At 73.7% G+C, this 25764-nt stretch carries 25 protein-coding genes and 1 tRNA gene; 13 read left to right on the top strand and 13 right to left on the bottom strand.

Annotated elements, in window-relative coordinates; translation table 11 throughout:
• Positions 1-64: 64 nt before the first annotated feature.
• Genes GSF02_RS10100 through GSF02_RS10090 form a run of 3 tightly spaced genes read right to left on the bottom strand, consistent with a single transcriptional unit; the run spans position 65 to position 3097 of the window.
• Complete coding sequence (locus GSF02_RS10100; RefSeq protein WP_235915492.1) at positions 65-1252, bottom strand: FUSC family protein; 1188 nt, start codon at positions 1250-1252, stop codon at positions 65-67.
• A gap of 14 nt (positions 1253-1266) precedes the next feature.
• Positions 1267-2481: a CAF17-like 4Fe-4S cluster assembly/insertion protein YgfZ gene (gene ygfZ / locus GSF02_RS10095; RefSeq protein ID WP_159795468.1), complete on the bottom strand. Its 1215-nt coding sequence runs from the start codon at positions 2479-2481 to the stop codon at positions 1267-1269.
• Between the two features lie 16 nt (positions 2482-2497).
• Positions 2498-3097 carry an FABP family protein gene (locus tag GSF02_RS10090; protein ID WP_159795464.1) on the bottom strand — a complete coding sequence of 200 codons (600 nt, stop codon included), beginning with the start codon at positions 3095-3097 and terminating at the stop codon, positions 2498-2500.
• Between the two features lie 265 nt (positions 3098-3362).
• On the opposite strand from GSF02_RS10090, the gene GSF02_RS10085 reads away from it, so the two are divergent.
• Entirely contained in the window at positions 3363-4019 is a 657-nt protein-coding gene (locus GSF02_RS10085; RefSeq protein WP_159795461.1) for a YceI family protein, read from the top strand.
• An 8-nt stretch (positions 4020-4027) separates the two neighbouring features.
• Here GSF02_RS10085 and GSF02_RS10080 read toward each other — a convergent pair whose 3' ends face one another.
• Complete coding sequence (locus GSF02_RS10080) at positions 4028-4756, bottom strand: hypothetical protein (RefSeq protein WP_159795458.1); 729 nt, start codon at positions 4754-4756, stop codon at positions 4028-4030.
• Positions 4757-5057: 301 nt separating this feature from the next.
• Between GSF02_RS10080 and GSF02_RS10075 the strand changes: the two genes are divergently transcribed.
• Both GSF02_RS10075 and GSF02_RS10070 read left to right on the top strand, forming a co-directional pair.
• On the top strand, positions 5058-5876 hold the full coding sequence (locus GSF02_RS10075) for a winged helix-turn-helix transcriptional regulator (protein WP_159795455.1): 819 nt from the start codon (positions 5058-5060) through the stop codon (positions 5874-5876).
• Between the two features lie 83 nt (positions 5877-5959).
• Complete coding sequence (locus GSF02_RS10070) at positions 5960-6907, top strand: alpha/beta fold hydrolase (RefSeq protein ID WP_159795452.1); 948 nt, start codon at positions 5960-5962, stop codon at positions 6905-6907.
• A gap of 35 nt (positions 6908-6942) precedes the next feature.
• Here GSF02_RS10070 and nth read toward each other — a convergent pair whose 3' ends face one another.
• The gene (nth, locus tag GSF02_RS10065) at positions 6943-7656 is read right to left on the bottom strand and encodes an endonuclease III (RefSeq protein ID WP_235915493.1); all 714 of its coding nucleotides are present in this window, start codon (positions 7654-7656) and stop codon (positions 6943-6945) included.
• A gap of 345 nt (positions 7657-8001) precedes the next feature.
• Between nth and GSF02_RS10060 the strand changes: the two genes are divergently transcribed.
• The gene (locus GSF02_RS10060; RefSeq protein ID WP_159795521.1) at positions 8002-8637 is read left to right on the top strand and encodes a Crp/Fnr family transcriptional regulator; all 636 of its coding nucleotides are present in this window, start codon (positions 8002-8004) and stop codon (positions 8635-8637) included.
• Positions 8638-8899: 262 nt separating this feature from the next.
• On the opposite strand, the gene GSF02_RS10055 is transcribed toward GSF02_RS10060, so the two are convergent.
• Positions 8900-9382 (bottom strand): RidA family protein, encoded by a 483-nt coding sequence (locus GSF02_RS10055; protein WP_159795449.1) that lies wholly within the window; start codon positions 9380-9382, stop codon positions 8900-8902.
• On the bottom strand, positions 9382-9546 hold the full coding sequence (locus GSF02_RS10050) for a DUF4177 domain-containing protein (RefSeq protein WP_159795446.1): 165 nt from the start codon (positions 9544-9546) through the stop codon (positions 9382-9384). Before GSF02_RS10050 ends, GSF02_RS10055 begins: the two co-directional genes overlap by 1 nt.
• Before the next feature lie 126 nt (positions 9547-9672).
• Here GSF02_RS10050 and GSF02_RS10045 point away from each other — a divergent pair, with 126 nt between their 5' ends.
• From GSF02_RS10045 to GSF02_RS10035, 3 genes are all read left to right on the top strand, one after another.
• Entirely contained in the window at positions 9673-12087 is a 2415-nt protein-coding gene (locus tag GSF02_RS10045; protein WP_159795443.1) for a transglycosylase domain-containing protein, read from the top strand.
• A gap of 11 nt (positions 12088-12098) precedes the next feature.
• Complete coding sequence (locus tag GSF02_RS10040; RefSeq protein WP_159795440.1) at positions 12099-13022, top strand: metallophosphoesterase; 924 nt, start codon at positions 12099-12101, stop codon at positions 13020-13022.
• A 147-nt stretch (positions 13023-13169) separates the two neighbouring features.
• Positions 13170-13246: transfer RNA gene (locus tag GSF02_RS10035), tRNA-Pro, on the top strand.
• 98 nt (positions 13247-13344) lie between these two features.
• Here the strand turns inward: GSF02_RS10035 and GSF02_RS10030 are convergent.
• From GSF02_RS10030 to GSF02_RS10005, 6 genes are read right to left on the bottom strand one after another with little or no spacing between them, the layout of a single operon-like run.
• Complete coding sequence (locus GSF02_RS10030; RefSeq protein WP_159795437.1) at positions 13345-14565, bottom strand: site-specific integrase; 1221 nt, start codon at positions 14563-14565, stop codon at positions 13345-13347.
• Entirely contained in the window at positions 14562-14774 is a 213-nt protein-coding gene (locus tag GSF02_RS10025; RefSeq protein ID WP_159795434.1) for a helix-turn-helix domain-containing protein, read from the bottom strand. The genes GSF02_RS10030 and GSF02_RS10025 overlap by 4 nt, the downstream gene beginning before the upstream one ends.
• Entirely contained in the window at positions 14771-16342 is a 1572-nt protein-coding gene (locus tag GSF02_RS10020; RefSeq protein WP_159795431.1) for a replication initiator, read from the bottom strand. The genes GSF02_RS10025 and GSF02_RS10020 overlap by 4 nt, the downstream gene beginning before the upstream one ends.
• On the bottom strand, positions 16342-17856 hold the full coding sequence (locus GSF02_RS10015) for an FtsK/SpoIIIE domain-containing protein (protein ID WP_159795428.1): 1515 nt from the start codon (positions 17854-17856) through the stop codon (positions 16342-16344). The genes GSF02_RS10020 and GSF02_RS10015 overlap by 1 nt, the downstream gene beginning before the upstream one ends.
• On the bottom strand, positions 17856-18230 hold the full coding sequence (locus GSF02_RS10010) for a hypothetical protein (RefSeq protein ID WP_159795425.1): 375 nt from the start codon (positions 18228-18230) through the stop codon (positions 17856-17858). The genes GSF02_RS10015 and GSF02_RS10010 overlap by 1 nt, the downstream gene beginning before the upstream one ends.
• Positions 18230-18664 carry a plasmid replication, integration and excision activator gene (locus GSF02_RS10005; protein WP_159795422.1) on the bottom strand — a complete coding sequence of 145 codons (435 nt, stop codon included), beginning with the start codon at positions 18662-18664 and terminating at the stop codon, positions 18230-18232. The genes GSF02_RS10010 and GSF02_RS10005 overlap by 1 nt, the downstream gene beginning before the upstream one ends.
• Positions 18665-18796: 132 nt before the next feature.
• Between GSF02_RS10005 and GSF02_RS10000 the strand changes: the two genes are divergently transcribed.
• The 6 genes from GSF02_RS10000 to GSF02_RS09975 all read left to right on the top strand — a co-directional run bounded on the left by GSF02_RS10000 (position 18797) and on the right by GSF02_RS09975 (position 25563).
• Positions 18797-19699 carry a DUF5919 domain-containing protein gene (locus GSF02_RS10000; RefSeq protein WP_159795419.1) on the top strand — a complete coding sequence of 301 codons (903 nt, stop codon included), beginning with the start codon at positions 18797-18799 and terminating at the stop codon, positions 19697-19699.
• Positions 19683-20486: an inositol monophosphatase family protein gene (locus tag GSF02_RS09995; RefSeq protein ID WP_159795417.1), complete on the top strand. Its 804-nt coding sequence runs from the start codon at positions 19683-19685 to the stop codon at positions 20484-20486. The genes GSF02_RS10000 and GSF02_RS09995 overlap by 17 nt, the downstream gene beginning before the upstream one ends.
• Before the next feature lie 42 nt (positions 20487-20528).
• The gene (locus GSF02_RS09990; RefSeq protein WP_159795414.1) at positions 20529-21425 is read left to right on the top strand and encodes an MT-A70 family methyltransferase; all 897 of its coding nucleotides are present in this window, start codon (positions 20529-20531) and stop codon (positions 21423-21425) included.
• 75 nt (positions 21426-21500) lie between these two features.
• Positions 21501-22310 carry a BglII/BstYI family type II restriction endonuclease gene (locus GSF02_RS09985; protein WP_159795411.1) on the top strand — a complete coding sequence of 270 codons (810 nt, stop codon included), beginning with the start codon at positions 21501-21503 and terminating at the stop codon, positions 22308-22310.
• Between the two features lie 774 nt (positions 22311-23084).
• Entirely contained in the window at positions 23085-24323 is a 1239-nt protein-coding gene (locus tag GSF02_RS09980) for an NAD(P)/FAD-dependent oxidoreductase (protein WP_159795409.1), read from the top strand.
• Positions 24324-24579: 256 nt separating this feature from the next.
• On the top strand, positions 24580-25563 hold the full coding sequence (locus GSF02_RS09975; protein WP_159795406.1) for a type IV toxin-antitoxin system AbiEi family antitoxin domain-containing protein: 984 nt from the start codon (positions 24580-24582) through the stop codon (positions 25561-25563).
• The last annotated feature ends 201 nt before the right edge of the window (positions 25564-25764 follow it).

Raw genomic sequence — 25764 nt, 5'->3', positions numbered from 1 at the left:
GGCCCGGCCCGACGCCGGCCCGGCGCAGGCCCGCCCGGCGAGCTGCCGGGCGGGCCGGCGGGCGTCACAGCTCGGTGAGCGCGGCGCGGGCCTCCTGCCCCGTCGCGCCCGCGGCCTCCAGCGTGTCGACGACCGGCGAGCGCAGCAGCATCACCAGCGACTGCACCTCCCAGGCACCCGCGCCCAGGGTGTGCGGGTCGGCGGCGTGGCCCACCTCCTCGAGCGCCGCGCGCGCAGCGCCCAGGCCCGTGCCCCGGCTGACGGCGGAGGCGAGCTCCTGCACCCCGACGGCGTACCGCTCGACCAGGTCCGCGACCGGGTCCAGGAGCGCCGGGTCCGCGTGCCCCACGGTCACCGCCGCACGCCGGGCGAGCACGCGCACGCTGCGCATCGCCCGCTCCACCAGCACCGCCTGCTTCTCCAGCCGGACGATCTCGTCCCGGTGGCGCCGGTTGACCGACACCCGCGCCTGGTCGCTGGCGTTGTGGGCGGACTCCATCCAGTCCTGCAAGGCCGGCTCGGCGGCGCGGGCGCGCACCAGGGCCGCCTGCAGCCCCTCCTCGTCGGCCTCGCGCAGCGCCGTGGCGATCATCCGCAGCGTGTCGGCCAGCGCGCTCGTGGCGGTGGCGCCGGCCGTGCGCAGCCCGCGCCGCGGGTCGCCCGGGGTCAGCAGGGCGACCGCGAGCGCCACGAGGCCGCCGGTGAGCGCGTCGGTCCAGCGGCCGAACGGCCCGCCGCTGAGGATCGGCAGCCCGGCGACGACGATCGCCTGCGTGCCGGCCTGCGAGGCGAGCACGGCGCCGCGGTCGATGAACCGGCCGATCAGCGCCGAGACGAACATGACCGACACCAGCTGCCACCAGCCCGAGCCGATGAGGTGGACCACCAGGTCGCCCATGCCCACGCCCACGGCGACGCCGACGGCGACCTCCGCGACCTTGCGCAGGTCCCGCTCGAACGAGAAGCCGAGGCACACCCAGGCCGCGATGGCGGCGAAGAACGGCATCTCGTGGCCCAGCACGTACCTGCCGATGCCGTACGCGGCGCCGGCGGCGAGCGACGCCTGCACCATCGGCCAGAACGATCCCCGGACGCGCGACCAGCCCTGGCGCACCCGCGCCCGCACCACCAGCCGCCGGACGACCGCGCGGGCGAGGCGGGAGGCCGGGGCGGGGCGCTCGCCGCCGGTGCCGGGGTCGGGGCTGCGGTCGGTGCTGGGGTCGGCGTCGGGCACGGGGCGGGGCAGGGTCACGCGGTCGGTCTACCTCAGAGCAGGCTCTGGTGCCCGCCGGGCGCGCCGAGCCCGCGCGCGAGCGGCCCCCGGGGCTGGGGCCGGTCGGCCGAGACGCCGTCGCCGGGCACCACGACCTCCTGCGCCGCCGCGACGGTCACCTGCTCGCCGCCGGCGCCCTCGGCGTCGGCGCCGATCGTCCCGACGACGACCAGCTCGGCGTCCTCCGGGACGTTCCGCTTGACCACGGCCAGCCCCACCGGGCCGAGCTCGTGGTGGCGGGCCACCGACGTCAGCGTGCCCACCGCGCGGCCCTCGGGCGCACCGTCGGCGCGGCGCACGAACACCTCAGCGCCGGGCTCGGGCAGCACGTGCACCGACCCGTCCAGGTGCAGGAACACCAGCCGGCGCGGCGGCCGGCCGAGGTTGTGCACGCGCGCCACGGTCTCCTGGCCGCGGTAGCAGCCCTTCTCGAGGTGGACGGCGGTGCGCAGCCAGTCCACCTCGTGCGGGATGGAACGGTGGTCGACGTCGCGGCCCAGGCGGGGGCGGTAGGCCTCGACGCGCAGCGCCTCGGTGGCCCACGTGCCGGCCAGCCGCCAGCCGGCCGCCTCGCGGGCGGCCACCTCGGCGGCCAGGCGCTCGCGCGGCACCAACACCAGGCGCCACGGGCGCTGCATGCCGGGGTGCTCGGCCTCGGGCGGGCCGTACCGGGTGCCGCCGGCGGCGACGCGCGACCAGGTGTCCCACCAGGTCAGCGGCTCGCCCTCGGCGCCCTCGCCGGCCACGGCCTCGCCGATCGCGGCCCAGTCGTCGGTCACGTCGGCGACCTCGACGCGCAGCATGAACCGCATCCGGTCCAGCCAGGCGGCCAGCGGCGCCGCGTGGTCGCGCTCGGTGATCAGCCAGGTGGCCTCGCCGTCGTCGACCACCCCGGCCGCGTGCTCCACGTGCCCCTGCGGGGACAGCACGAGCGTCTCGGTGGACGTGCGCGGCGGGAGGTCGGCCAGGTGCTGGGAGGTGATGTCGTGCAGCCAGCGGTGCCGGTCCGGGCCGGCCACCCGCACCACGCCCAGGTGCGACTGGTCGACGACGGCGCCGCCGCGCGCGAGCGCGCGCTGCTCCGCCACGGGGTCGCCGTAGTGCCACGCGACGCCGGCGTCCGGCCCGGTCGCGGCGACGGCGCCGTGCCGCGCGAGCAGCGGGCTCGCGTACGGGCGGGTGGTCTCGGTCTGCTGCGCGTCGGTCACGGGTGCCTCCGGCGTCTCAGGCCCGGTCGAGCCGGGCGGACGCGTACGAGCCGAGCGGGTGGCCGAACGCGGCGAGCTCCTCCACCCACATGAGCTGGCCCTCGACCAGCCCGTACAGCCGCTTGGCGGCGCTGACCTCGGCGGCCGTCGACGTGCGGGCCACGAAGTCGGTGGCGAGGTCGATGCGGCCGTTGCCCACCATGCCGAGGAACAGGCTCATGCGGCCCGAGGCGTCGGCCACCAGCACCTCGAGGGCGTGCCGCTCCGCGTCCATGCCCTCGGGGCGGTCGCTGGAGACGCGCCAGTAGCCGGTCTCGGTGGACCACACGGTGCCGGCGTCGGCCTTGGCGGCCACGTCGCCCTGCGGGCCGTCGGTCACCGGCGCGGGCCACTCGCCCTCGTCGGGGACGGTCTCGGGCACCTGCGCCTCGATGACCCGGATCGTCGACTCGTACCGCAGGTACGGCCCGCCGTCGTGGTCGAAGACGACGTCGTTGACGAACGCCGTCGTCTCGATGCCGGGGTACTCGATGACGCCCTCGCCCCGCCACCGGCCCACGAGCCACGCGAGCGGGTACACCTCCGGGGCGAGCCCCTCGGGGAAGGCGAAGGGCATCAGCGCTGACCCTGGAAGAGCTTGTAGACGACGTAGCCGGCGAACCACACGATCGCCACCGAGGTGACGCAGAGCAGGCCGATGAAGAACGCCTCGAGACCGGAGTACATGGCTCCGATCGTAGCGTCCGGCCGCCGGTGGGGGCCTGGTGGCCGGGCCGGAGCCCCGCGGCCCGGCCACAGTGGTTGAAATCCGCACGATCCCTGGTGGTCCGGGGCCCGCGGTGGTGTACTGGCCAGGGACCCGTGAGCCGAGGGGACGCCTGATGACCGACCTGCCCCTGCGGACGTGGAACGGCCTCGTCATCCCGATGCCCGGCACGTTCACGCTCGACCCTGCGCACCGGCGCCTGGGGTTCCAGGTGACGCACATGATGGTCTCCGCGGTGCGCGGCGAGTTCGCCGAGGGCACGGCCGCGGTCCGGGTCGCGGAGGACCCGATGCAGTCGCAGGTGGTGGCCCGGATCCGGGCCGACTCGATCACCACCCACAACCCCGACCGCGACGCGCACCTGCGCAGCGCCGACTTCCTCGACGTCGCGCACCACCCCACGATCGAGTTCGTCAGCACGCGCCTGGACTGGAAGGCGCCGGAGGCGGACCCGATCTTCGCCTGGGCCCGCCTCAAGGGCCGCACCCCCGGCCGGGTGGCGACGCCCGAGCCGGCGCAGTCCACGGCGTTCGTGGTGCACGGCGACCTGACGATCCGCGGGGTGACCCGGCCGATCACCCTCGACGCCGAGTACGGCGGCGCGCGCCGCGCCCCCACGGGCGAGGACGTGTTCGGGTTCAGCGCCACCGGGGAGCTCGACCGCGAGGAGTTCGGCCTGCGCTGGAACGTGGCCCTCGAGGCCGGCGGCGTGCTCGTGGCCCGCACCGTGCGCATCGAGCTGGCCGGCGAGGCGGTCAGGGACCCGGGCTGAGCCCCGGCTCAGGCGAGCGCGCGCCCCACCGCGAACACCAGGACGCCGGCCACCGCCACCGGCACCACCGCCGCGGCCAGCCCCGCCCGCCGCTCGGACAGCTCCGGCAGCCGGACCAGCAGCAGCCGCACCGCGGCCACGACGGCCCCGGCGACCACACCGGCCACGAGGCCGACGACGACGTCGAGCGCCGGCAGCACGGACCCCGCGGCGGCGCCGGCCCCGCCCGCCGCGACGACGGCGGCGAGCGCCGCGACCCGGCCCGCCGGGATCGCCGAGACCGCCGCCGCGAGGGCGAGCGCCGCCGCGGCGGCGACGACGAGCGCCGTCCCCGGCTCGCTGCGCCCGACGGCGACCCACCCGGCGGCCGCCACGGCCACGACGGTGCCGGTCACGGTGCCGCTGACGGACTCCACGAGCCGCGGGCGCCCGTCGCGGCGCAGCATCTCGGCGAGGAACGCGAGCATCAGCGCCATCGCCACCACCAGGGGCAGGTGCCGCAGCACCGGTTCGCCCTGGGTGCGCCACGCCACGCCCACGGCCCCGAGCCCCGCGAGGGCCACGACGACGGTGGCGCCGCCCGGCGCCGGCGAGCGCACCAGGCGCGGGCCGCCCGCGGCGACCCCGGCCACCAGCACGACGGCCACCCCCACGAGCGCGAGCGTCCCGGCGTACGCCGCGGCGGCCACGGCGGCGGCGAGGACGGCGGTCGTCACGGCGCGGGAGGTCACGGTCACGGGGACGAGTATCCCGGACCGCGCGGCCGGTCCCGCCCGTCGTGCGTCGCGCAGGCATCGGCCGTGTGACGCCCCGCGGCACGCGCCCCCGCGCACGCGCCGCCGCGCACGTCCAGGAAAACGACGCGTAATGTGCCCGTAACGTGGTCCGGGGCACACTGCCCGGGATCACACAGGTGTGTCGGAACGGAGTGCAGGGCGCCGCCACCGGGCGGTACCTTGGCGACCAGCCGGGCGGCTCGTCCGCCCTGCGGCCACCACCGGTGGCACCCGGTCCGACGACGCCGGGAGGAGGTGCGCGTTGGCAGATCTGTTGATCCTCACCCCCGCGACGGGCGGGTCGGTCGAGGTCCTGCCCGCCCTGGGGCTGCTGTCCCACCGCGTCCGCGTGCTGCCCATGGAGCCGTCGGCCCTGGTCGACGCGCCGGACTCGGACGTCGTGCTGCTGGACGCGCGCCGGGACCTCGTCGCCGCGCGGACCACGTGCCGCCTGCTGCACGCCACGGGCCTGACCGTGCCGCTCGTGCTGATCCTCACCGAGGGCGGCCTCACCGTGGTCACGCACGAGTGGGGCGCCGACGACCTGCTGCTCGAGACCGCCTCCCCCGCCGAGGTGGAGGCGCGGCTGCGCCTGGTCGTGGAGCGGTCCGCGCGCGGGCCGGCGGAGGAGTCGCCGCAGGAGATCTCGGCCGGCGACCTCGCCATCGACGCCGGCGGCTACACCGCCCGCCTGCGCGGGCGCCCCATCGACCTGACCTACAAGGAGTTCGAGCTCCTCAAGTACCTGGTGCAGCACCCGGGCCGCGTGTTCACCCGCGCCCAGCTGCTGCAGGAGGTCTGGGGCTACGACTACTACGGCGGCACGCGCACCGTGGACGTCCACGTCCGGCGGCTGCGCGCCAAGCTGGGCCCGGAGCACGAGCAGCTCATCGGCACGGTCCGCAACGTCGGCTACCGGTTCGACCCGCCGAAGGACCGCGCCCCGGTCGACGCCGAGGCCGCGGGCGCGGCCGACGGCGCCGCCGGCGCGAGCGACGGGGACGGCGGGCCGGCGCGGCGCCCGGGCGCGACGACGCCCGCCGGGACGACCGGCCCGCGGACGGCGGCGTCCCGCCGCTGACGTGGACCGCCGGGTAGGTTGCCTGGCGTGATCGCTCCGCTCGTCCCCGCCCCGTCCCGCCCGCGCGCCGTGGGGGCGGGCCGATGAGCGACGCGCTGGCGGTCGCCGACTACTCCGCCGCGCTCGTCGACGGCCCGTGGCGGCACGAGTTCGTCGCCGCCAACGGCTCCCGGTTCCACGTGGCGCTGGCGGGACCCGAGCCGAGGCACGACCGCAACGGCCCCGGCTCGCCGCTCGTGGTGCTGCTGCACGGGGCGGCGCAGTTCTGGTGGGCGTGGCGCCACCAGGTGGTCGCGCTGGCCGACGCCGGCTACCGCGTCGCCGCGATGGACCTGCGCGGCACCGGCGCCTCCGACAAGCCGCCGTCGGGCTACGACGTGCCCACCCGCACCCGCGACGTCGCCGGCCTCGTGCGCTCGCTGGGCCACGACCGCGCGGTGGTGGTCGGGCACGGCACCGGCGGCGCCGTCGCCTGGGCGATGGCCACGCTCCAGCCGGCCGTCACCGCCGCCGTCGCGGCGCTGTCGGCCCCCCACCCGGCGCGGCTGCACGCCTCGATGCGCCAGCTGCTGACCCCGGCCGCGCTGCGCCTGGTGGCGTTCGCGCAGGTCCCGACGCTGCCGGAGCGAGCGCTGCGGGAGGCCGACCTCGTCGAGCACCTCCTGACCGCCGGGGCTGCCGCGGCGCGCCCCGCCGAGGAGGTCCGGCTCTACCGCACGGCGCTGCGGATCCCGTTCGCGGCGCACGCGGCGCTGGAGCAGGTGCGCTGGCTGGTGCGCTCGACGCCGCGGCCCGACGGGCGCCGCTTCCTGTCCGCGGTGCGCCGCGGCGTGCCCGTGCCCGCGCTGCAGGTGCACGGCGCGCACGACGGGCTGCTGCGGCGCCGGCTCGCCGACGCCGACGGCGCGGCGCTCGCCCACGACTTCCGGTTCGAGGTGGTCGACGGCGCCGGGCACTTCCTGCCCGAGGAGGCCCCCGACCGCGTCAACGCGCTGCTGACCGGCTGGCTGGAGCGGGTAGCGCCGCGCTGATCCCCGGGCGCCGGTCCCTCTCGGGCGCCGGTCCGTCAGGCGTGCGGCGGCTGCGGCGTCGTCGGGGACGGCGTCGGGCCGGGCTTGACCAGCGTGCGCGCCACCTCGGGGTCCGTCTCGCCGACGCCGAACGACGGGCACCAGCGCGCGACCACGCACGCGCCGCACGCCGGCCGGCGCGCGTGGCACACCCGCCGCCCGTGCCACACGAGGTGGTGGCTGAGCATCGTCCAGTCCTTCCTCGGCACCAGCTCCCCCACCTCGTGCTCGACCTTGACCGCGTCCTCGGACTCGGTCCAGCCGAAGCGGCGCGCCAGGCGGCCGAAGTGCGTGTCCACGGTGATCCCCGGGACGCCGAACGCGTTGCCCAGCACCACGTTCGCCGTCTTGCGGCCCACGCCCGGCAGCGTCACGAGGTCCTCCAGGCGGCCGGGCACCTCGCCGCCGAACCGCTCCACCAACGCCTGGCCCAGCCCGATGAGCGAGCGCGTCTTGGCGCGGTAGAAGCCCAGCGGCTTGAGGATCTGCTCGAGCTCCTCCGGGTCGGCGGCCGCGTACGCCGCGGCGTCGGGGTAGCGCGCGAACAGCTCGGGCGTCGTCGCGTTGACCCGGACGTCGGTCGTCTGGGCGGACAGCACCGTGGCCACGAGCAGCTCCAGCGGCGTCGTGAAGTCGAGCTCGGCGCGGGCGTCCGGGTACGCCGCCGCGAGCTCCCGGTCGATGCGCCGCGCGCGCCGCACCAGCGCCAGGCGGGACTCGCCCGTCGGCGTGGGCGCGGCGACCTCGGCCTGCGCGGCCGGGGGCGCCGACGCGGCGGTGGACGGGCGCGGCTTCGACGGCTTCGACGGCGGCACACCGGCAGCGTAGCGAGCGCCCCGGACACCGGCGCCCCGGGACGCCGCGCGGCCGCTCAGGCGCGTCGCGGGCCGGTGTGACCTGCGTCCCGGGGGATGTGAGGCAGACTTGAGAACTGGAACACAAGCCATCGACACCTGGACCGCACCGCGGTGGCGCACCGCGCGACGGTCCCGAGAACGTGAGGAAGCCCCGTGGACGACACCACCGTCGTGCTCTCCGCCCCCCTCTTCGCCGACATGGAGGACGAGGAGACGCGTGCCCTTCTCGACTCCATGGTCCCCGTGGAGCTGTCCCGCGGCGACGTGCTCTTCCGCGAGGGCGAGCCCGGCGACCGCCTCTACGTGATCGCGCAGGGCAAGATCAAGCTCGGCCGCCGCTCGTCGGACGGCCGCGAGAACCTGCTGTCGATCCTCGGCCCCGGCGAGATGTTCGGCGAGCTGTCCCTCTTCGACCCGGGCCCCCGCACCGCGACGGCCTCCTCGGTGTCCGACTCGGTCGTGTACGAGCTGCGCCACCAGGCCCTCGTCGCGTGGGTCAACGCGCACCCGAAGGTCGCCACCCACCTGCTCGGCGCGCTGGCCCGCCGCCTGCGCCGCACCAACGAGACGCTCGCCGACCTGGTCTTCTCCGACGTCCCCGGGCGCGTCGCCAAGGCGCTGCTCGACCTGTCGACCCGCTTCGGCGAGCCGTCCGACGACGGCGTGCGCGTGGCCCACGACCTCACGCAGGAGGAGCTGGCGCAGCTCGTCGGCGCCTCGCGCGAGACCGTGAACAAGGCGCTGGCCGACTTCGCGTCGCGGGGCTGGGTCCGTCGTGAGGGCCGCGCCGTCGTCCTGCTCGACATGGACCGCCTGGAGCGCCGGGCGCGCTGATCTTCGCCTTGCCTCCGCGCCCGTCGCGGAGGGCCGCGGGCAGACGAAGGCCCGTCCGCGCAGCCGCGTTCGCGCGCCCCAGGGGGCGCTCCACTTCGGGACGGATACGGCTGCGCGGACGGGCCTTCGTCTGCCCGCTCCGTCGGTGGGCCGGTGACCGCCGCTCCGCGTGGCCGGCCTGGCTGCAGGCGGGCCGCGCCTTCGGCCTGGGGACGACGGCGCGGCCCGTGGGAGTGCTGAGGGGTTGGCGGGCCTGGCCGTCCTACTCGGCGAGCTCGACCAGGAGCTCCACCTCGACCGGGGAGTCGAGCGGGAGGACCGCCACGCCCACGGCCGAGCGGGCGTGCACGCCGGCGTCGCCGAAGATCTCGCCCAGGATGTTCGAGGCGCCGTTGATGACCGCGGGCTGGCCCGTGAACGACGGGTGGGAGGCGACGAAGCCGACCACCTTGACCACGCGGGCGACGCTGTCGAGGGTGCCGGTGAGGGAGCGGACGGCGGCCAGGGCGTTGAGCGCGCACTGCCGGGCGAGGCGGGCGGCGTCCTCCGGAGGGACCAGGCCCTCGCCGACCCCGACCTTCCCCGTGGCCGGCAGGGCTCCGTCGACCATGGGCAGCTGGCCCGAGGTGTGCACGTAGCGGCCGGAGCGCACCGCCGGGACGTACGACGCGACGGGCGGGACGACGTCGGGCAGCTCGATGCCGAGCTCGGCGAGGCGCGCCTCGGCGGTGGCGGCGGCCGTCATCACTGGCTCCCGGTCGGGCGCTTGAGGTACGCCACGAGCCCCGTGCCGTCCGGACCCGGCACCACCTGCACGAGCTCCCAGCCGTCGGCGCCCCACTGGTCGAGGATCGCCTTGGTGTTGTGGATGAGGAGGGGGATCGTCGCGTACTCCCACGTCGTTGCCATGCGCCCAGGCTAGCCGCGGCCCCGCGGCCCGCGACGTCCGGCGGCCCCGTGCGTCCACAGGACCTGCACATCGGTCCCCCGTCCGTGCCTGCCCGGTCCCATGGCCCACCCCTTACCCTGGTCGCCATGGCGAGACGTGACGCGAACCCCTCGGACCCCCGCCGCATCACGCGCACGATGCCGGCGACCCAGCTCGTCGCGCTGCTGCTCGCCTTCCTGCTGACGGCGGGCGCGGGCGGCGTGCTCGCGGCCGGCCTCGCGATCCCGCTGGCCGCGGGCGCGAGCACCGCCACGAACAGCACCGTCGAGCTGTTCGAGGAGGTCCCCGACGAGCTCACGCCGGGACCGCTGTCGCAGGCCTCGTTCGTCTACGCCGCCGACGGCTCGCTGCTGGCCACGTTCTACGCCCAGAACCGCATCGTCGTCCCGCTCGACGAGGTCTCCGACGCGATGAAGCACGCCGTGATCGCCATCGAGGACGAGCGCTTCTACGAGCACGGCGGCATCGACCCTCGGGGCATCACGCGCGCGTTCGCCAACAACCTCGCCGGCAAGTCCACGCAGGGCGCCTCGACGCTGACCCAGCAGTACGTCAAGAACGTGCTGATCGACCAGGCGGAGCAGTCGGGCGACCCGTTCGGCGTCCTGGAGGCGCGCGAGGACTCGATCGAGCGCAAGCTGCGGGAGGCCAAGCTCTCCATCGCGCTCGAGAAGACGATGAGCAAGGACGAGATCCTGCAGGGCTACCTCAACGTGGCCCAGTTCGGCACGAGCGTCTACGGCGTCGAGACCGCCTCGCGGTACTACTTCAACAAGTCCGCCAAGGACCTCACGCCGGTCGAGGCCGCCACGATCGCCGGCGTCACCAAGGCCCCCAGCCAGTTCGACCCCACGGTGCACCCGGAGGAGTCGCAGAAGCGCCGCGACATCGTGCTGAACAAGATGTGGTCGCTGGGCTACATCAGCACCGAGGAGTACAACGAGGCGCTCGCGACGCCGATCGCCGACACGCTGCACGTCACGCCCGTCAAGGTCGGCTGCCAGGCTGCCGGCGGCGCCGCGTTCTTCTGCGAGTACGTGATCAAGGAGATCATGGCCAGCCCCGAGTTCGGGGAGACCGCCAAGGACCGCCAGGGGCTGCTGTACCGCGGCGGCCTGGAGATCACCACGACGCTCGACCCGGCGAAGCAGAGCGCGGCCGAGCGGCAGGTCACCACGCAGGTGCCGGCGGACAACACCGCGGGCCTGGAGTCCGCCGTCGTCTCGGTCGAGCCCGGCACGGGCAAGATCCTCGCGATGGCGCAGAACGTGCCGTTCGACCCGAGCAGCGACCCCAAGCCGGGCACGACGTCGGTCAGCTACGCGGCCGACTACGCCCACGGCGGCTCGCGCGGCTTCCAACCCGGCTCCAACTTCAAGCCGTTCGTGCTGGCGGAGTGGCTCAAGACCGGTCACACGCTCAACCAGACGGTCAACGCCAACCACGTCCAGCGGCCCCAGTCCGCCTGGCACGCCACCTGCGGCAACCGGTTCGGCGGCGAGGACTGGGGTCCCGCCAACACCGAGACCAACCTCGGCGGGCAGATGAGCGTGCTCAAGGCCACCTACCTGTCGGTGAACACCGCCTACGCCTCGATGTCGACCCAGCTCGACCTGTGCGGCGTCCGGAACACCGCCTGGGACATGGGCTTCCGCCCCACCGTCAACAACCAGACGCGCGAGGCGCTGACCAACCCCACGGTGGACGACATCCTCATCACGCCGGCGATGGTGGTCGGCACGCAGAACACCTCGCCGCTGCAGCTCGCCGCCGCGTACGCGACGATCGCCAGCAACGGCACCTACTGCGAGCCGATCGCCATCACCAAGGTCACCAAGCCCGACGGCTCGGAGATCCAGGCACCCTCGGCCAACTGCAACCCTGACGCGCTGCCCGGCAACGTCGCGGCCACCATGGTCTACGCCATGAAGAACGTGCTGACGATCGGCACCGCGCGCGGTGACGGGCTGGCTGGCGGCCGGCCCGCGGCCGGCAAGACCGGCACCAACCAGTTCTCGGCCCAGACCTGGTTCACCGGCTTCACCCCGCAGATCTCCACCACCGTCTGGGTGGGTGAGGCCTCGGGCGAGACCAAGCACTTCGACATCAACTTCCAGGGTCGGTACATCCGGACGCTCTACGGCAGCACGATCGCCGCGCCCCTGTGGCGGGACTACATGAACGAGGCGACCAAGGACATGCCGGTCGTCGACTTCCCCGCCCCGGACCCCGCGCTCATCGGCAGCGCGCCCCGCACGCAGGCCTCGACCGGCACGGCCGAGCCCGCGAGCAGCACCACGCCGGCGAGCGACCCGGAGGGCGGCCAGGCCGCCGCGGGCAACGGCGGCGGCCAGGGCGATGCGGGCGCCGGCCAGGGCAACGCCGGCGGCGCGCAGGGCAACGGGCAGGGCAACGGGCAGGGCGACGCGGGCGCCGGCCGGGGCAACGGCAACGTCGGCGACGCGGGCGCCGGCCAGGGCGACGCCGGGGGCCAGGGCTGAGCGCCCCCGGCGTGGCCCGGGCCGCGCGCCTGCTCGGTGGGCTCGCCGCCGTCGGGGCGGCGGGCGTGGCCTACGCGCACGTCGAGACCAAGCTCTTCACGGTGCGGCACGTGACCGTGCCGGTGCTGCCCCCCGGTCAGGACGACCTGCGCGTGCTGCACGTCAGCGACCTGCACGTGGTGCCCTCGCAGCGCACCAAGCTGGCGTGGATCCGGTCGCTGGCCGAGCTGCAGCCGGACCTGGTGGTGGACACCGGGGACAACCTCGCCCACCGCGACGCCGTCGGCCCGCTCCTCGACGCGCTGGAGCCGCTCCTGGCCAGCACGCCGGGTGTGTTCGTCATGGGCTCGAACGACTACTTCGGCCCGCGACCCAAGAACCCCGCGCGCTACCTCCGGCGCGACCCGCGCGTGTTCCACGCCGAGCCGATCGACCTGCCGTGGCAGGACATGGTCGACGCGTTCACCGCCGCCGGGTGGAAAGACCTCACGAACCGCCGGGACGTCGTCCGGGCCGCCGGGCGCACCGTCGCCTGCGTCGGCGTCGACGACCCCCACCTGGACAAGGACGAGCTCCCGCTCGCGCCGGCGTCGCCGGACGGGGCGTCGGCCGACCTGCGGCTCGGCGTCGCGCACGCTCCCTACGTGCGGGTGCTCGACGCGATGCACGCCGACGGCGTCGACGCGGTCCTGGCCGGGCACACGCACGGCGGGCAGCTGCGCGTGCCGTTCTACGGCGCGCTCGTGACCAACTGCGACCTCGACCGCGGCCGGGTCAGCGGCCTGCACGGCTGGCCGGGCCCCCGCCCGGACGCCCCGGGCGGGGCCGGCTCGACGTGGCTGCACGTGTCTGCCGGCGCCGGCACCTCGCCGTACGCGCCGGTCCGGTTCGCGTGCCGGCCGGAGGCGACGTTGCTCACGTTCACCGCCCGCTGAGCCCGCGACCGGGGCGTACGCCCGGAGGTGCTCCAGGCCCGGCGCCCGTCCGGTTTTTCTCCGAGGCCCCCGGTCGGCTATGCTGGGCAGGCTTCCCCACGAGGTCGGCCGCCGAACGGCGTCCGTGAGCGATGGGGGCGCACCACTCGGGGTGTGGCGCAGCTTGGTAGCGCGCTTCGTTCGGGACGAAGAGGTCGCAGGTTCAAATCCTGTCACCCCGACCAGCCGAAAGGCCCTCTGACCAGCGGAAACGCTGACGTCGGAGGGCCTTTCGCTTTGCCCCGAGGCCCACAGAAGCCCAGGTGCTTCACTAACTGCTTCACTACGCCTCGACACGGCGGGTCTCGCCCGGCAGCCTGAACAGCGGTTCCATGTGCCAGCCCGGGCCGACGTCCGCGACCGCGACGAAGTCGTTCATGTACCGGGCGCCTGTCTGGATCACCGGGCGGAGCTCATGCCGGTAGACGCGTTCCGTCGTCGTCGTGTCGGAGTGGCCGACGACGCGGGCGATCTCTTCCACGGCCGCGCCGCCCGCCGACATGAGCGATACGAACGAGTGCCGCAGCTCGCGCGGGGTCCACTCGGCCGGGACGACGCTGGGCACGGCTCCGAGCGCTGACCGGAAGCCGCGGCGCACGTTCGCGGCGTCGAGCGCCGTCCCGACCTTAGTGGTGAACACCAGACCCGTCTCCGTCCACGCTTCCCCTGCCTTCACGCGGTCCGCGATCTGCTCCCGACGACGGCGGTGCAGCGCGTCGATGGCGAGGTCAGGGATGGCGAGCGTGCGGCGCGAGAGGCGGGTCTTGGTGTCGCCCGACTTCCGCACCGAGCGCCACACCGCAATGGTGGCGGGATCCGACTCGAGGTCGACGGCATCCCAGGTGAGCGCCCGCATCTCTTCGGTGCGGACGCCGACGAGCATCGAGACGACGATGTAGGCGTACATCCAGTGACCCTTGGTCAGCGTGAGCACGTCGAGCGCCTGTCGCTCCGAGAGGGACTTCGACTTCCGGCCCGCCTTGCCCCGAGGCGTGGTTACGACCTCGACGACGTTGCGGTCGACGAGGTCGCGAGCCATGGCCCGCTTCACCACGGCGTTCAGGCAGCCGCGCACGTCCCGGATGGTCCGCGTCGAGTGCGTGGCAACCATTGAGCGCAGCAGCTTCTCGACGTGCTTGGCCGTCAGTCTGCGGAGCAGCACGTCACCGATCCCTGCGTCGATGTGCGCGCACATGAACTCGCGCTGCTTGACGGTCTCGTCGTCGACCTGGCCCTGTCCGTAGAGCAGCCAGTCCTTGACCGCGTCGCTCACGGTCATCTTGTCGGAGCCCGCCGCGAGACCGCGCTCGTACTCCCGGACGAGGCGGCGCACGCCTTCCAGCGCGGCGGTGCGGGACTTGCCCGAGGCGGTCTTGCGGATCTCCTTCCCACGGTCGGTGTACCCGACGACGCGGGTCGCGATGAACCGCTGGCGGCTCGCGTTCCAGGAGACGCCGCCCTCGCCCCGGGTCCGGCGCGGCTTCGGGGCGGCCTGCTCGGTCATGCCGCACCGTCCTCCAGCGTCGCGGCGTACTCCCGCACGGCTGCGACCGGGACCAGGCGACGCGTGCCGACCTTGACCGTGCGGAGCCGCCCGCAGCGGATCAGCTCGTACACGATGGTCCGGCCGAGTCGCAGCGCCTCGGCCGCTTCCTCCACCCGGTAGAGCACCGGGGCAATCTCGCTCACGGTGAGCGGTTCACGCTTGGTCATCTCTCCCCCGTTCGGGTCGTGCGGTTGGTGGTCGTCCCCGTGGTCGTGCTCGCGGTCTTCCCTGCTCGCCACCGGGCGTACTCGCGTGCGCGGGAGGCGGCGGCGTCGGCGAGAGCCTTGTCCCCGGTGCGCGGCCAGCCGGTGCCCTCGTAGCGCCAGGAGCCGACGACGAGGGTGGTCTCCTCGGCGTCCTCGGCCATGAGGCGTGCTTCGAGGTCGCGGGTGTCGAGGGCGACGCCGTGGCGCCGGGCGTCGGCGGTGAGGTGCTGGAACCGGCGTCGGGCACGACGCAGCGCGCCGAGCGTGACGGAGTAGCGGCGCGACTTGGTGGAGAAGTGCCCCCGGAAGCCGAGCATCGTGGACCAATGGCCCAGCAGCGCGTAGGGGTTCTCGACGCAGTCGCCGCAGAGGCGCGGGTGCCGGTCTCCTGCCCGCTCGCCGCAGCCGAAGGGGCAGCCGGCCATGGCCCGCGCGGCGAGGGTCCGGCACGCCTCGGCAAGCGCGACGAGGTGCGGTTGCGGCTTCGTTGGGTCGGCACTGGTCGACTTCGTCGCGTACTTGGCGAGGTACGCGGCGACCTGGTCAGCGGTGATGTCGCCGGCCGTGACGGACCCCGCACGGACGATGCGCACGTCCGTCTGGAGACCGAAGCGCAGGACGCGCACGACGTCGTCGGCGTCGACCGGGGCGGGCGAGTAGCGGACCGCGGCGGCAGCCTCCCGCACGACGTCTGCCAGCGCGGCGGCGGGGATCGGTGCGGGCGAACCAGGGCCGTCCGGGCCGTCGATCCGCACGAGCGCGTGGAAGTGGACCAGGCCGCGGGACTGGAACTCGGCCACCTTGGCGTACTCGAGCCGTAGGTGCTTCGTCAGCGCGGACGGTCGGACGTCGAGAGCCGCCGCCAGGTGACGCCGGAGCGTGATCGTGAACCGGCGCCAGAGCTCCGGCGCGCACCACTGCCACACGGCCGCCGAGTTGACGTCGTAGCAGTCGAAGCACAGCGGGGCTCCGACCTGGACGTCGCCGTCGTCGTGCCGCTTCCAGCAGGCGCGCGGACGGCCGTGTTCGCAGAGCGTGGCGCCGGTCCGCGGGTGGCAGGGCCGGTTGCCGTCGCGGACGCCGTGGACGGCGCCGAACGAGGGCGCCGTGAGCGTGACGAAGAGCAGCGGGTTCGCGCGCACGTCCTCCGAGACACCCTTGCCGCCGTGCAGCCCGGTGGAGATGAGCTCGAAGGTGTCGCGGGCGTAGATGCGCGAGCACGCGGGGCAGACGTCCTCGCGCCGGTTGCCGCACGGCTTGTAGAGCATGCCGAGAGGCTGGTCGGCCGAGGCGAACGTCTCGACGACCTCGCCGGTGCGAGTGTCGACGGTGTCGGAGCGGCCCACGAGCCGCACCGGGTGGGAGCAGTTGCCGACGCGGGCGAGGGTGTCCGCGAGGGCGGGCATGGTCTTGTCCGTCAGGCGGCCGACGATGGACGCGGCGGCGGCCGGTGTGAGCGCGCCGAGGTCAAGGGGCTCGTCCGGGGAGTGGCCCCCGAAGCCCGCGCTCACGGTCTCGGCGACGGCCATCACGCGGCCTCGGGGTCGCCCTCATGGGCGGGCTGACGGGTCGAGGCGCGCGGAGCGCGGGGCTTGCGCGGCGTGCGCGGACGCGGCGCAGGGTCGCCCAGGGTTACCCCGACCGGGGCGCCCGCGGCCGTGGCGGTGTCGGACGCGGCGTGCGTCACGGCGACCTCGTCGAGCAGCGCCGGGGCAGGCGGCGCGGGGTAGGTGGCGGCGACCATGCGGATGAAGTCGTCGGCCCAGTAGTCGGCGCGCACGCGGGAGACCGTGCCGTCGTCGGTGACGGCGTATCCCGTACCCGGCATGGTCTGCGAGACGTGGTGGGCCGGGGCGAGGGCGGCCATGCCGTCCCCGAGAACCATGCGCGTCTCGGTGCCGGAGGCGAGGCGCAGGGCGACGGTCTGCGTGAACAGGTCGCGCATGCCCACGGTCTCCTTGCGTGGGTCCTGGACGAACGCGACGACCATGACGCCGAAGGCGCGCCCCTGCGTGAGGATCAGCTTCAACAGCTTGGCGGCCTCGCCCACGACCTCCTTGGACGCATACGCGGTGAGCACGGCGAGCTCGTCGATCATCAGGACGTGGGCGGGGTCGCCCGGCGTCGGGTGGAACATGCGCGACAGTCCGCGCATGGCGGCCTGGCGCTCGACGATGACGCGGTGCAGGCCGCGCAGGAGCCTCACGGCGTCGGCCTCGTTCATGGCGACGTACGAGAACATTGGGGTGCCGACCGAGACCTCGACGCCGCCCTTCAGGTCGACGCCCCACAGCCGGACCATCCCCGCGTGCGCCGCCGGGGCGAGGTTCCCGGCGACGCCCCAGAAGATCGAGCCCTTCCCGGACCCGGACCGCCCGACGACGAGGGTGTGCCGTCCGGCAAGGTCGAGCCGCCACGGGGTGCCGTCCGAACACCGCCCCAGGGTCACGCCCTGGAACTCGATCCGAGACGGGATCGTGGGCAAGGTGGCGACGTCGAGCAGCTCGCGCATCGTCAACGCGAGCTCGACCCATCCCGCGCCGAGGCGGTGCGTGTCCACGGCCTGCGCGCCGAGCGAGGTGGCGATGGCCTCGGCGGCAGACACGACGTCGTCAGCGGTCTGTCCGACGCGGGCCCGGACGTGGAACGTGAGCGTGTTGCCGGACGCCTGGACGTGCCGCATGCGCGGGATCACGACCCGGCCGTCGTCACGGGATGAGGTTGCGAGCCCGCAGCGGTCCGCGATGACCTTCCAACTGCGTCGCACCCGCCGCTTCCAGCCGCGACGACGGAGCGGCCCACCGACGACGGCTTCGTAGGTCAGCGGGTGGGCCGTGGACCAGATCACTCGGACGAGGCTGAACGCGGGGATGCACCAGACCACCGCGTACCCGGCCACGGAGTGCCCAGCGAGGAGAAGGAGGTTGCCCAGCACGACGCAGGCCAGCAGGGTGCGCCAGGGTCGGACCGTCCAGACGACCAGGTGCCACAGGGCAAGGCCGATCGTGCCGACGATGGCCCACGCCGCACTGAGCGCCTTCATCACGCCGCCTCCGCTCCGTCGTCGTCGAGGTCGAACCACGGCTCTGCGGGCGGGAATGCCCGCACGGGGCGCACCAGGTCGGCAGCGCAGTAGACCGAGATTCGAAGGCCAGGCCCCCACTCCGAGGCCCATACGGTGAACCCGTGAGAACCGGCGTCAGGCGGATAGTCGGTGACACTGCCGAGCGAGAGCAGGCGGGCCAGGAGCTCGGCGTCGGCCTGCGTGCGGACGTGTACGCCGACCGAGTTGGATCCGATGGCGACGTAGGTGGCCCGACCACCGACCCACTCGACCAGGTCGGATGCGATGGTCAGCAGCTCGGCCATCGAGGCGTCCGACCGCTCGACGATCTCGCCCGTCAATGCGGCGGACATCAGGCCGCCGCCTTCTGCTCGGGAGGCTTCGCCTCGGTGCGGCCCTGCCCCGGAGCGACCATGGCGTCGGCCCGGAAGGACCACGACAGGCGCGGGCGGCTGCCGCTGTCGTCGATCCACGGCAGGGCCGTCAGGCCGACGAACTCCACCGGAGTCCAGGGCAGCGGCGAGGTGTTCTTGGGCGGGACGGGCTGGACCGCGGCCACGAACTTCACCGAGACGCCGATGTCCTTGCGGTTCGCGTCGTCGTCGGCGTCGATCACGGTCGCCTGCCAGACGAGCAGGCCGGTCTCCTTGTCCCGCTGCTGCGGGCGCGAGCCGTCCTCGCGCTTCGGCGCCTGGAAGTCCACGACGGGCTCGACCTCGCCACGGAGGAAGGCACCGTTCGGGAACGCCAGGCCGTGGGCGATGGGGAAACGCTTGGCGATGGCCACTTGACTCTCCGTTCGCTTGTGGAGCGCGTCTCTCGCTACTCCTGCGAACGCCTACACACCCGCGCGAATCGTCTGTCAAGCGATCTGAGTGACCACATTCGCGCGACACGCGATCCGTGACACACTGAGGACGTGAGCCAAACATGGGACGCCGTCGTTCGGGACGTGCTTGACCAGGCCAGACGCGCAGCCGGAGGCGGTGCGCCGCTTGCCCTCGCGTTGCGCTCCGCGAACGTCGGCCCCGAGTCGGGCACCTACTCCGAGTCGGCCGTATCGAACTGGATCAAGGGCCGCGCTCGCCCGCCCGCCGACGTCGTGCTCGCGGCGGCGTCGCTCTACGGCCTGTCGCTCGACTCGCGCCTCGGCGTGGAGACCCCGGGCACCACGTCAGACCCCGAGGGCATCGACGAGCTGCGTGGCGCGGTCCACCGGCTCGAAACACTGGTCCACGAGCGGCTCGCACCCCGGGCCGACGACTCGCCGTGGTCGACGCGCGACGTCCGCGGTGTCTTCGCCACGCGCTCCGAGGCCCAGGCCGCCGTGCCCGTGCTCCGCACCCTCGCGGCGGCCGAGCACGTCGACGCGATGGGGCTCAGCCTCAACGCCCTGTGCCAGACCGTCTCCGACGTCACGCTCGCGGAACTCGTCGAGAATGGCCTCACGCTCCGCTGCCTGTTCCTCGACCCCAACGGCAAGGCGACGAAGGCCCGTGAGGCCGAGGAAGGCCACCCCGCCGGACACCTGACCAAGCTGACCCGGGCGAACCTCCTCGTGATTCAGCGTCTGCGCGATCGCCTCTCCCCTGAGGCCGGCGAGCGCGTCCAGGTCCGCACCTACGACGAGACGGTGCGCTTCAACATCACCAACATCGACGGCGTGCGTTCGCTCGTTCAGCCGTACCTCCCGAACGTGCGCGGGCTGGACGCCCCCACGTTCCTCATCGACGCCGACGACGACGAACCTCACGGCCTCTACCCCGTGTTCGAGCGTGTCTTCACCGAGACCTGGGAGCGCGGCCGTGACGTCGAGCATTGAGAGTGTCGCGACCGCGGCCGTCGACCTCGCCCTCTCGATCCTGCGCGACGGGACCACAGGCGGCCGGACCTACAAGACCGACCGCGACTTCGCCACCGCCACCGATTACGCCATCGAGGACGCTGTGCGGTCCTTCCTCGCGCGCGAGACGCCCGAGATCGGGTTCCTCGGCGAGGAACGCGGGGCCGAGGGGAGCACCGAGCGGTACTGGTGCCTCGACCCCATCGACGGCACCACCAACTTCTCGCGCGGCATACCCAACTTCGGCGTCTCGCTCGCGCTGATCGAGGGCGACCAACCGACGTTCGGGACCATCGCCCTCCCGATGCACCGCGAGCGGTACATCACGCGCAACGGCGGCGCCTATCTCAACGAAGAGCGCATCACCGTCTCGACGACGACCGAGCTCCGCGACGCGGTCGTCTCGATGGGCGACTTCGCGACGGGAGAGGGCAGCGCCGAGAAGAACCGGCGACGCCTCGGCATGATGGCCAGGCTGGCCGACTCGGTCGGCCGCATCCGAATGCTCGGCTCAGCAGCAACGGACCTCGCCTGGCTCGCAGCAGGCCGCCTTGACGCCGTAGTCATCGACGCCAATCGGCCTTGGGACGTGGCGGCCGGTGTTGCTCTGGCCTACGCCGTGTCGGCGACTGTCACCCAAGTCGACGCGCAGCCGTATGGACTCAGCGGGTCGAGCCTTGTGGTTGGAGCGCCGATGGTTCACGAGCGCCTGATCGGCGCTCTCGCTCCAGGGCGAGAAGCGCCCAGCTCAAGCGACCCGCGATAGATCTACTTCGCACAAATAGATCTATCGTCTAGAGTGCTCTACATGTCCGCCGAAGCCGTCCTCGACACAGCCCGTCCTGATGCACGCGACCGGGTCGCGCCGCTCCGGCTCGTCCAGTCTCCCCCGCCGCTTCCGTCCGTCGACGGCGGGTTCAAGACGGTACTCGCTGACCCGCCGTGGCGGTTCGCGAACCGAACGGGCAAGGTTGCGCCCGAGCATCGTCGTCTCGATCGCTACTCGACGATGGATCTCGAGACAATCTGCGACCTGCCCGTTCGCGACGTAGTCGCCAAGAACGCGCACCTCTACCTCTGGGTGCCGAACGCGCTGCTCCCCGATGGCCTCCGCGTCCTCGATGCGTGGGGCTTCCGCTACGTGTCAAACGTGGTTTGGGCCAAGCGGCGCAAGGACGGCGGCCCCGACGGCCGGGGTGTCGGCTTCTACTTCCGCAACGTCACAGAGATCATGCTCTTCGGCGTCCGCGGCTCGATGCGGACGCTCCCCCCTGCCCGGTCGCAGGTCAACATGATCGAGACCCGAAAGCGCGAGCACTCCCGCAAGCCAGACGAGCAGTACGACCTGATCGAACGCTGCTCGCCCGGGCCATTCCTTGAGATGTTCGCCCGATACCCGCAGGAGGGCTGGTCCGCCTGGGGTGACGAGGCAGGGGCAGAAGTCGTACCTCGCGGGCGCTCGCACCGGGGCTACGAAGGCGGCGAGGTCGAGCGCGTCCCGATCCTCGAGCCCCACGAGCGCCTCACGACGGACACCGCGAAGCGGATCGGAATGGTCCTCCGCGAGCGCTATGAAGCTGGGGCATCGATTCGCCAGCTCGCGAGTGAGACCGATTACTCGATCGCGAGAGTTCGCGCGCTGCTTGCAACGGCAAACACCGAGCTTCGCGGCAGGGGCCGCACCCCGTCAACAGCTTCCACGTAGCCAACGACTCACCCACCGAGCGCCAGAACGCGTGTCGCCTGGCGCCCGGTGGGCACCTTCTGGTCTCCTTACGCCATGCTCCTGACCGAGTCCTGGCGCGACGCCTTCCCCATCGAGATTCAAGCGCGGTACGACTTCGCTGAGACCCGCAACGCCGCCGCCATCCTCAAGACCCTGAACCCCGGTGCGTTCGCCGACCTGGTGAACGTGCTCCAGGCGTTCAGCCTCTCGGTGGACCTCCTCGTGCGACCCGGTGGCAACAAGAGCAAAATCGCTGCCGAGCTCGACTGTGCATTCCGCCAGCGCGGTTACCGTGAGGCTCGCTTCGAGCAGGACGTGACAACTCGACTCGTCATCTCGGCGTGGGGCACGGAGCCCGCCGAGATTCGCGAGACTTCGAACTCCTACGGCGGGCACAAGGTCGACAACGTGAAGGACCGCGCCGTCGTCGACGTCGAGTGGAACCCCAAAGACGGAAACCTCGACCGGGACTTCGCCAACTACGTCTCACTGCACGAGGGCGGTGTGATCGATGTCGGCGTCATCGTGACGCGCCGCGGTGGCGACTTCCGCTACTTCGTGCGTGATCTTGTTGCCCAGGTGCGTGCCATCGAGGTGCCCGACGCAACCGAGGCGTGGACGAAGCGGATGAAGAAGACACCCGCTGACCCACTCGGGACGAGCACGACGTCCAACTTTGAGAAGCTCGTCGAGAGACTGGAGCGAGGCGACGCGCGGGGGTGCCCGCTGCTCGCCGTTGCCATCGGGGAGCAGACGTTCGATGCCCCCGACGACCTCTTCGACGAAGTGCGCCATCTCGCTCAGGAAAACATCGTCGTCACGAGCGACGGACTCGACGTTGCGGTCGACGCCGAAGACGAGTAGCCGCCTGACGTCGCCACGGACGCATGGCGAGCTGTAAGGGTTGGCCGCTGGGTCACTCGTACGGGCTGCCGGTGAGTAGTTTCCTCACTGGCTCAAGCGCGCGGCTTCGCCGCGCGCGGCGGCCTCCCGGGCGGGGCCCCGCGCTCCGCTCGCTGGAGCTCGCTCCGCGCACCCCACCCGTCCGACCGCCCACCCCGCACGACGAAGGCGGTCCCGAGGCATCTCGGAACCGCCCCACCTGCTCGCCGACCTCGTCGTCGACGTCGACCTGCACGCCGTCATCCGGGGCGAGCTCGTGGACCACCTCGCTCCCGGCCCCTGCACCGACAGCCGAGCATCCGGCCGACTCAACCCCGTGTCAAGGGCGCCTGCGGCGTCGCTGCGCGATGGCCTACGGCCACCCTTGACCCGGGCCTCCGTCAGCCTCTTGTGCTCCACTGTCGCCGCAGCGCCTCCGAATGTCCCGACTGCCCGATCCAGTGCGTGCTGCTTCATCAACTGCTTCACGTAGTCGACGGCGGCGTGCGGACGCCAGCGAACGACAGCCCGCAGAACCACGACGAAGAGAACGGCCAGCAGCGCGTCCGAGCGGCTTCGGGACGAAGAGGTCGCAGGTTCAAATCCTGTCACCCCGACCACGCGAGGCCCGGGATCCGCACGGATCCCGGGCCTTCGTCGTTCCCGGACCGGCCCGGGCCCCGCGGCGGTCCGCTGCGGGTGAGAGGGTGAGGTACGCACCGGGACACCGAGCCCGGACCACGCCGAGGAGGCACCGTGCCCGCACCGATCGTCGTCGTCGGCGGAGGCCTGGCCGCCGCGCGCGCCGTCGCCACGCTCCAGGACGAGGGCCACGACGGGGACGTCGTCGTCCTCACCTCCGAGCGCCACTGCCCCTACGAGCGTCCGCCGCTGTCGAAGGACTACCTGCGGGGCGAGGCCGCCCGGTCCGCCCTGTACCCGCTGCCGGAGGAGTGGTACGGCCGCCACGGCGTCGACCTGCGGCCCGGCACGGCCGCGCTGGGCCTGCACCCCGGCGACCACACCGTGACCCTCTCCGACGGGAGCACCCTGCGGTACTCCCAGCTCCTGCTCGCCACGGGATCCACGCCGCGCCACCTGTCCGTCCCGGGCGGTGATCTGCGGGGCCTGCACTACCTGCGCACCATCGACGACGCCGACCACCTCGCCGGCATGCTGCTGCCCGCCGCGCTCGAGGGCGGCGACCCGGTCGCCGTGGTGGGCGACGGCTGGATCGGGCTCGAGGTCGCTGCCTCGGCGCGGGAGCTGGGGCTCGACGTCACGCTGCTCGGGCGCGGCTCGCACCCCCTCGGCAACGTCGTCGGACCGGAGCTGGGCGAGGTCTTCGCCCGGCTGCACGAGCAGCGCGGCGTGCGCGTGCACCGGCGGGCACCGGTGACGGCGTTCACGCACTCCGAGGGACAGGTGACCGGCGTCGTCACCGCCGACGGCACGCACGTCGAGGCCGCCGTGGTGGTGGTCGGCATCGGCGCCGTGCCCGCAATCGGCCTCGCCGCGGCCGCCGGGCTGGAGCTGCGGCCGGCCGCGCAGGGCGGGGGCGTCGCCGTCGACGGGACGCTCCGCACGTCGCACCCGGACGTCTTCGCCGCCGGCGACATCGCGTCCGTGCCGTCGCCGCAGTTCGGCCGACCGCTGCGGCACGAGCACTGGGCGGGCGCTGACACGACCGGCACCCACGCGGCGCGCGCCATGCTCGGCGCGGGCGACCCGTACGACGTCCTGCCGTACTTCTTCACCGACCAGTACGACCTGGGGATGGAGGCCGTCGGCTGGGTCGAGGGGCCCGGGGGCTACGACGACGTCGTGGTCAGCGGGTCGCTCGACGACCGCGAGGCGGTGGCGTTCTGGCGGCGCGGCGGCGCTGTGCAGATGGCGATGGCGCTCAACACGTGGGACCGGATGCCCGACGCCGAGGCGCTCGTCCGCTCCCGGCGGGTGGTGCCGCGCGAGGAGCTCGAGGCCTTCCGCGGCTGACTCCCGGCCCTCCGGCGCCGAGCGTCCTTCCGCGTCGCGATCCGGGCCGGGGATGACGACGCAGCGGGACGCCCATCCACCGGACACCGGCCGAGCGTCCCGGAACGTCGCGGTCCGCGCCCGGGACGACGACGCAGCGGGACGCTCGCTCAGGGACGCTCGTGCACGGGGCGCTCGCGCGGCGCCGCACCGGCGAGCGACCCGCACCTGTGGATGACCACAGCCGGGAGCGCCCGTGCGGTGGTTCGCTGGACGGGTGCCCCGCCTCCTGCCCCCGGTCCCCGACGCCCTGACGGCTCTCGCCGCGCGACAGGGAGGGCTGCTCTCCGTGCGGCAGTGCGGCCGGCACGGGGTGACGCGCCAGCAGGTGGCGGCACGGGTCCGTCGCAAGGACTGGGCACCGGCCGCCCGCGGCGTCTACGACACCGGCGTGACGAACCCGGGCGGCGACCCGTACGACCACCGCCGCCGGCGTGCCGCCGTCCTCGGCCTGCTCGTGTACCCCGCGGCGGTCGCCACGGGTCCGTGCGCGCTGTACCTGCGGGGCGTCGCGGGCACGCCGCCGGAGATCCGCCCGGAGGTGACCCTCCCCGACGGCTCCTCGCGGGAGTCCCGGGGTCCGGTCGTGGTCCGCCGGCTCCCGCTGGGACGCTGGGACCTCGTCGACGGCTTCGCCTGCGCGACCACCGTCGACGCCCTGCGACAGGCCGTGCCGCGCCTGGACCGCCGGCACGCGCTGGCGGTCATGGACTCGGCGCTGCACCAGGGCCTGGTCACCCCGGCCGCCCTGGCCGCGGCGCACGACGCCGCGCGCGGGCACCGTGGCGTCGCACGGACGCACCCGCTGTGGGCGCTCGCCGACGGCCGGTCGGAGTCGCCCGCCGAGTCGTGGGTGCGGCTGTCCTGCCACGACCTCGGGGTGCCGCCGGACGTGCTGCAGCTCCCGGTGGTGCTCGCCGGCCGGGTCACCGCCCGTGTCGACCTCGCGTGGCTGCTCCCGGACGGCGGCGCGCTGCTCGTGGAGATCGACGGCGCGGAGATCCACTCCACGCCGGGCGCCGTGGTCGACGACCGTCGCCGGCAGAACCTCATCGACAGCCGGCGCACGATCCTGCGGCGGTTCTCCGGGGCCGACGCGTGGCGCGGCGTCGTCGGGCCGCAGGTCGCGCGGGAGCTGCGCGCAGCGGGCTGGCGGCCACGGCCGGTGCGCCCGGACGTCGTGCTGACGCTCGACCGCTGACGGGCCCGGCGCCTCCGGAGGACTGGTGCGCCCTCGCACCGTCACACCCTTGCACCGTCACACCCTTGCACCGTCGTGCCAGCGTCCCGGGACGTCGCCTTCCGGCCGCGGATGCCCGACGTCGCGGGACGCCCGGGGAGCGGACGGACGACGAGCGTCCCGGGAGGTCGTCCAACGGCGAGCGTTGAGCGACGTCCCGGG

The sequence above is a fragment of the Puerhibacterium puerhi genome (assembly GCF_009846865.1).
Classification (GTDB): domain Bacteria; phylum Actinomycetota; class Actinomycetes; order Actinomycetales; family Cellulomonadaceae; genus Puerhibacterium; species Puerhibacterium puerhi.
This window is presented reverse-complemented; position numbering and strand designations above follow the sequence as displayed.

Bases quoted from the DNA above. Each gene is read 5' to 3' on its own strand.
- GSF02_RS10090 (WP_159795464.1), bottom strand. From the start codon at position 3,097: ATGCCCTTCGCCTTCCCCGAGGGGCTCGCCCCGGAGGTGTACCCGCTC.
- GSF02_RS10085 (WP_159795461.1), top strand. From the start codon at position 3,363: ATGACCGACCTGCCCCTGCGGACGTGGAACGGCCTCGTCATCCCGATG.
- GSF02_RS10070 (WP_159795452.1), top strand. From the start codon at position 5,960: ATGAGCGACGCGCTGGCGGTCGCCGACTACTCCGCCGCGCTCGTCGAC.
- GSF02_RS10060 (WP_159795521.1), top strand. From the start codon at position 8,002: ATGGAGGACGAGGAGACGCGTGCCCTTCTCGACTCCATGGTCCCCGTG.
- GSF02_RS10055 (WP_159795449.1), bottom strand. From the start codon at position 9,382: ATGACGGCCGCCGCCACCGCCGAGGCGCGCCTCGCCGAGCTCGGCATC.
- GSF02_RS10050 (WP_159795446.1), bottom strand. From the start codon at position 9,546: ATGGCAACGACGTGGGAGTACGCGACGATCCCCCTCCTCATCCACAAC.
- GSF02_RS10045 (WP_159795443.1), top strand. From the start codon at position 9,673: ATGGCGAGACGTGACGCGAACCCCTCGGACCCCCGCCGCATCACGCGC.
- GSF02_RS10030 (WP_159795437.1), bottom strand. From the start codon at position 14,565: ATGACCGAGCAGGCCGCCCCGAAGCCGCGCCGGACCCGGGGCGAGGGC.
- GSF02_RS10025 (WP_159795434.1), bottom strand. From the start codon at position 14,774: ATGACCAAGCGTGAACCGCTCACCGTGAGCGAGATTGCCCCGGTGCTC.
- GSF02_RS10020 (WP_159795431.1), bottom strand. From the start codon at position 16,342: ATGGCCGTCGCCGAGACCGTGAGCGCGGGCTTCGGGGGCCACTCCCCG.
- GSF02_RS10015 (WP_159795428.1), bottom strand. From the start codon at position 17,856: ATGAAGGCGCTCAGTGCGGCGTGGGCCATCGTCGGCACGATCGGCCTT.
- GSF02_RS10010 (WP_159795425.1), bottom strand. From the start codon at position 18,230: ATGTCCGCCGCATTGACGGGCGAGATCGTCGAGCGGTCGGACGCCTCG.
- GSF02_RS09990 (WP_159795414.1), top strand. From the start codon at position 20,529: ATGTCCGCCGAAGCCGTCCTCGACACAGCCCGTCCTGATGCACGCGAC.
- GSF02_RS09985 (WP_159795411.1), top strand. From the start codon at position 21,501: ATGCTCCTGACCGAGTCCTGGCGCGACGCCTTCCCCATCGAGATTCAA.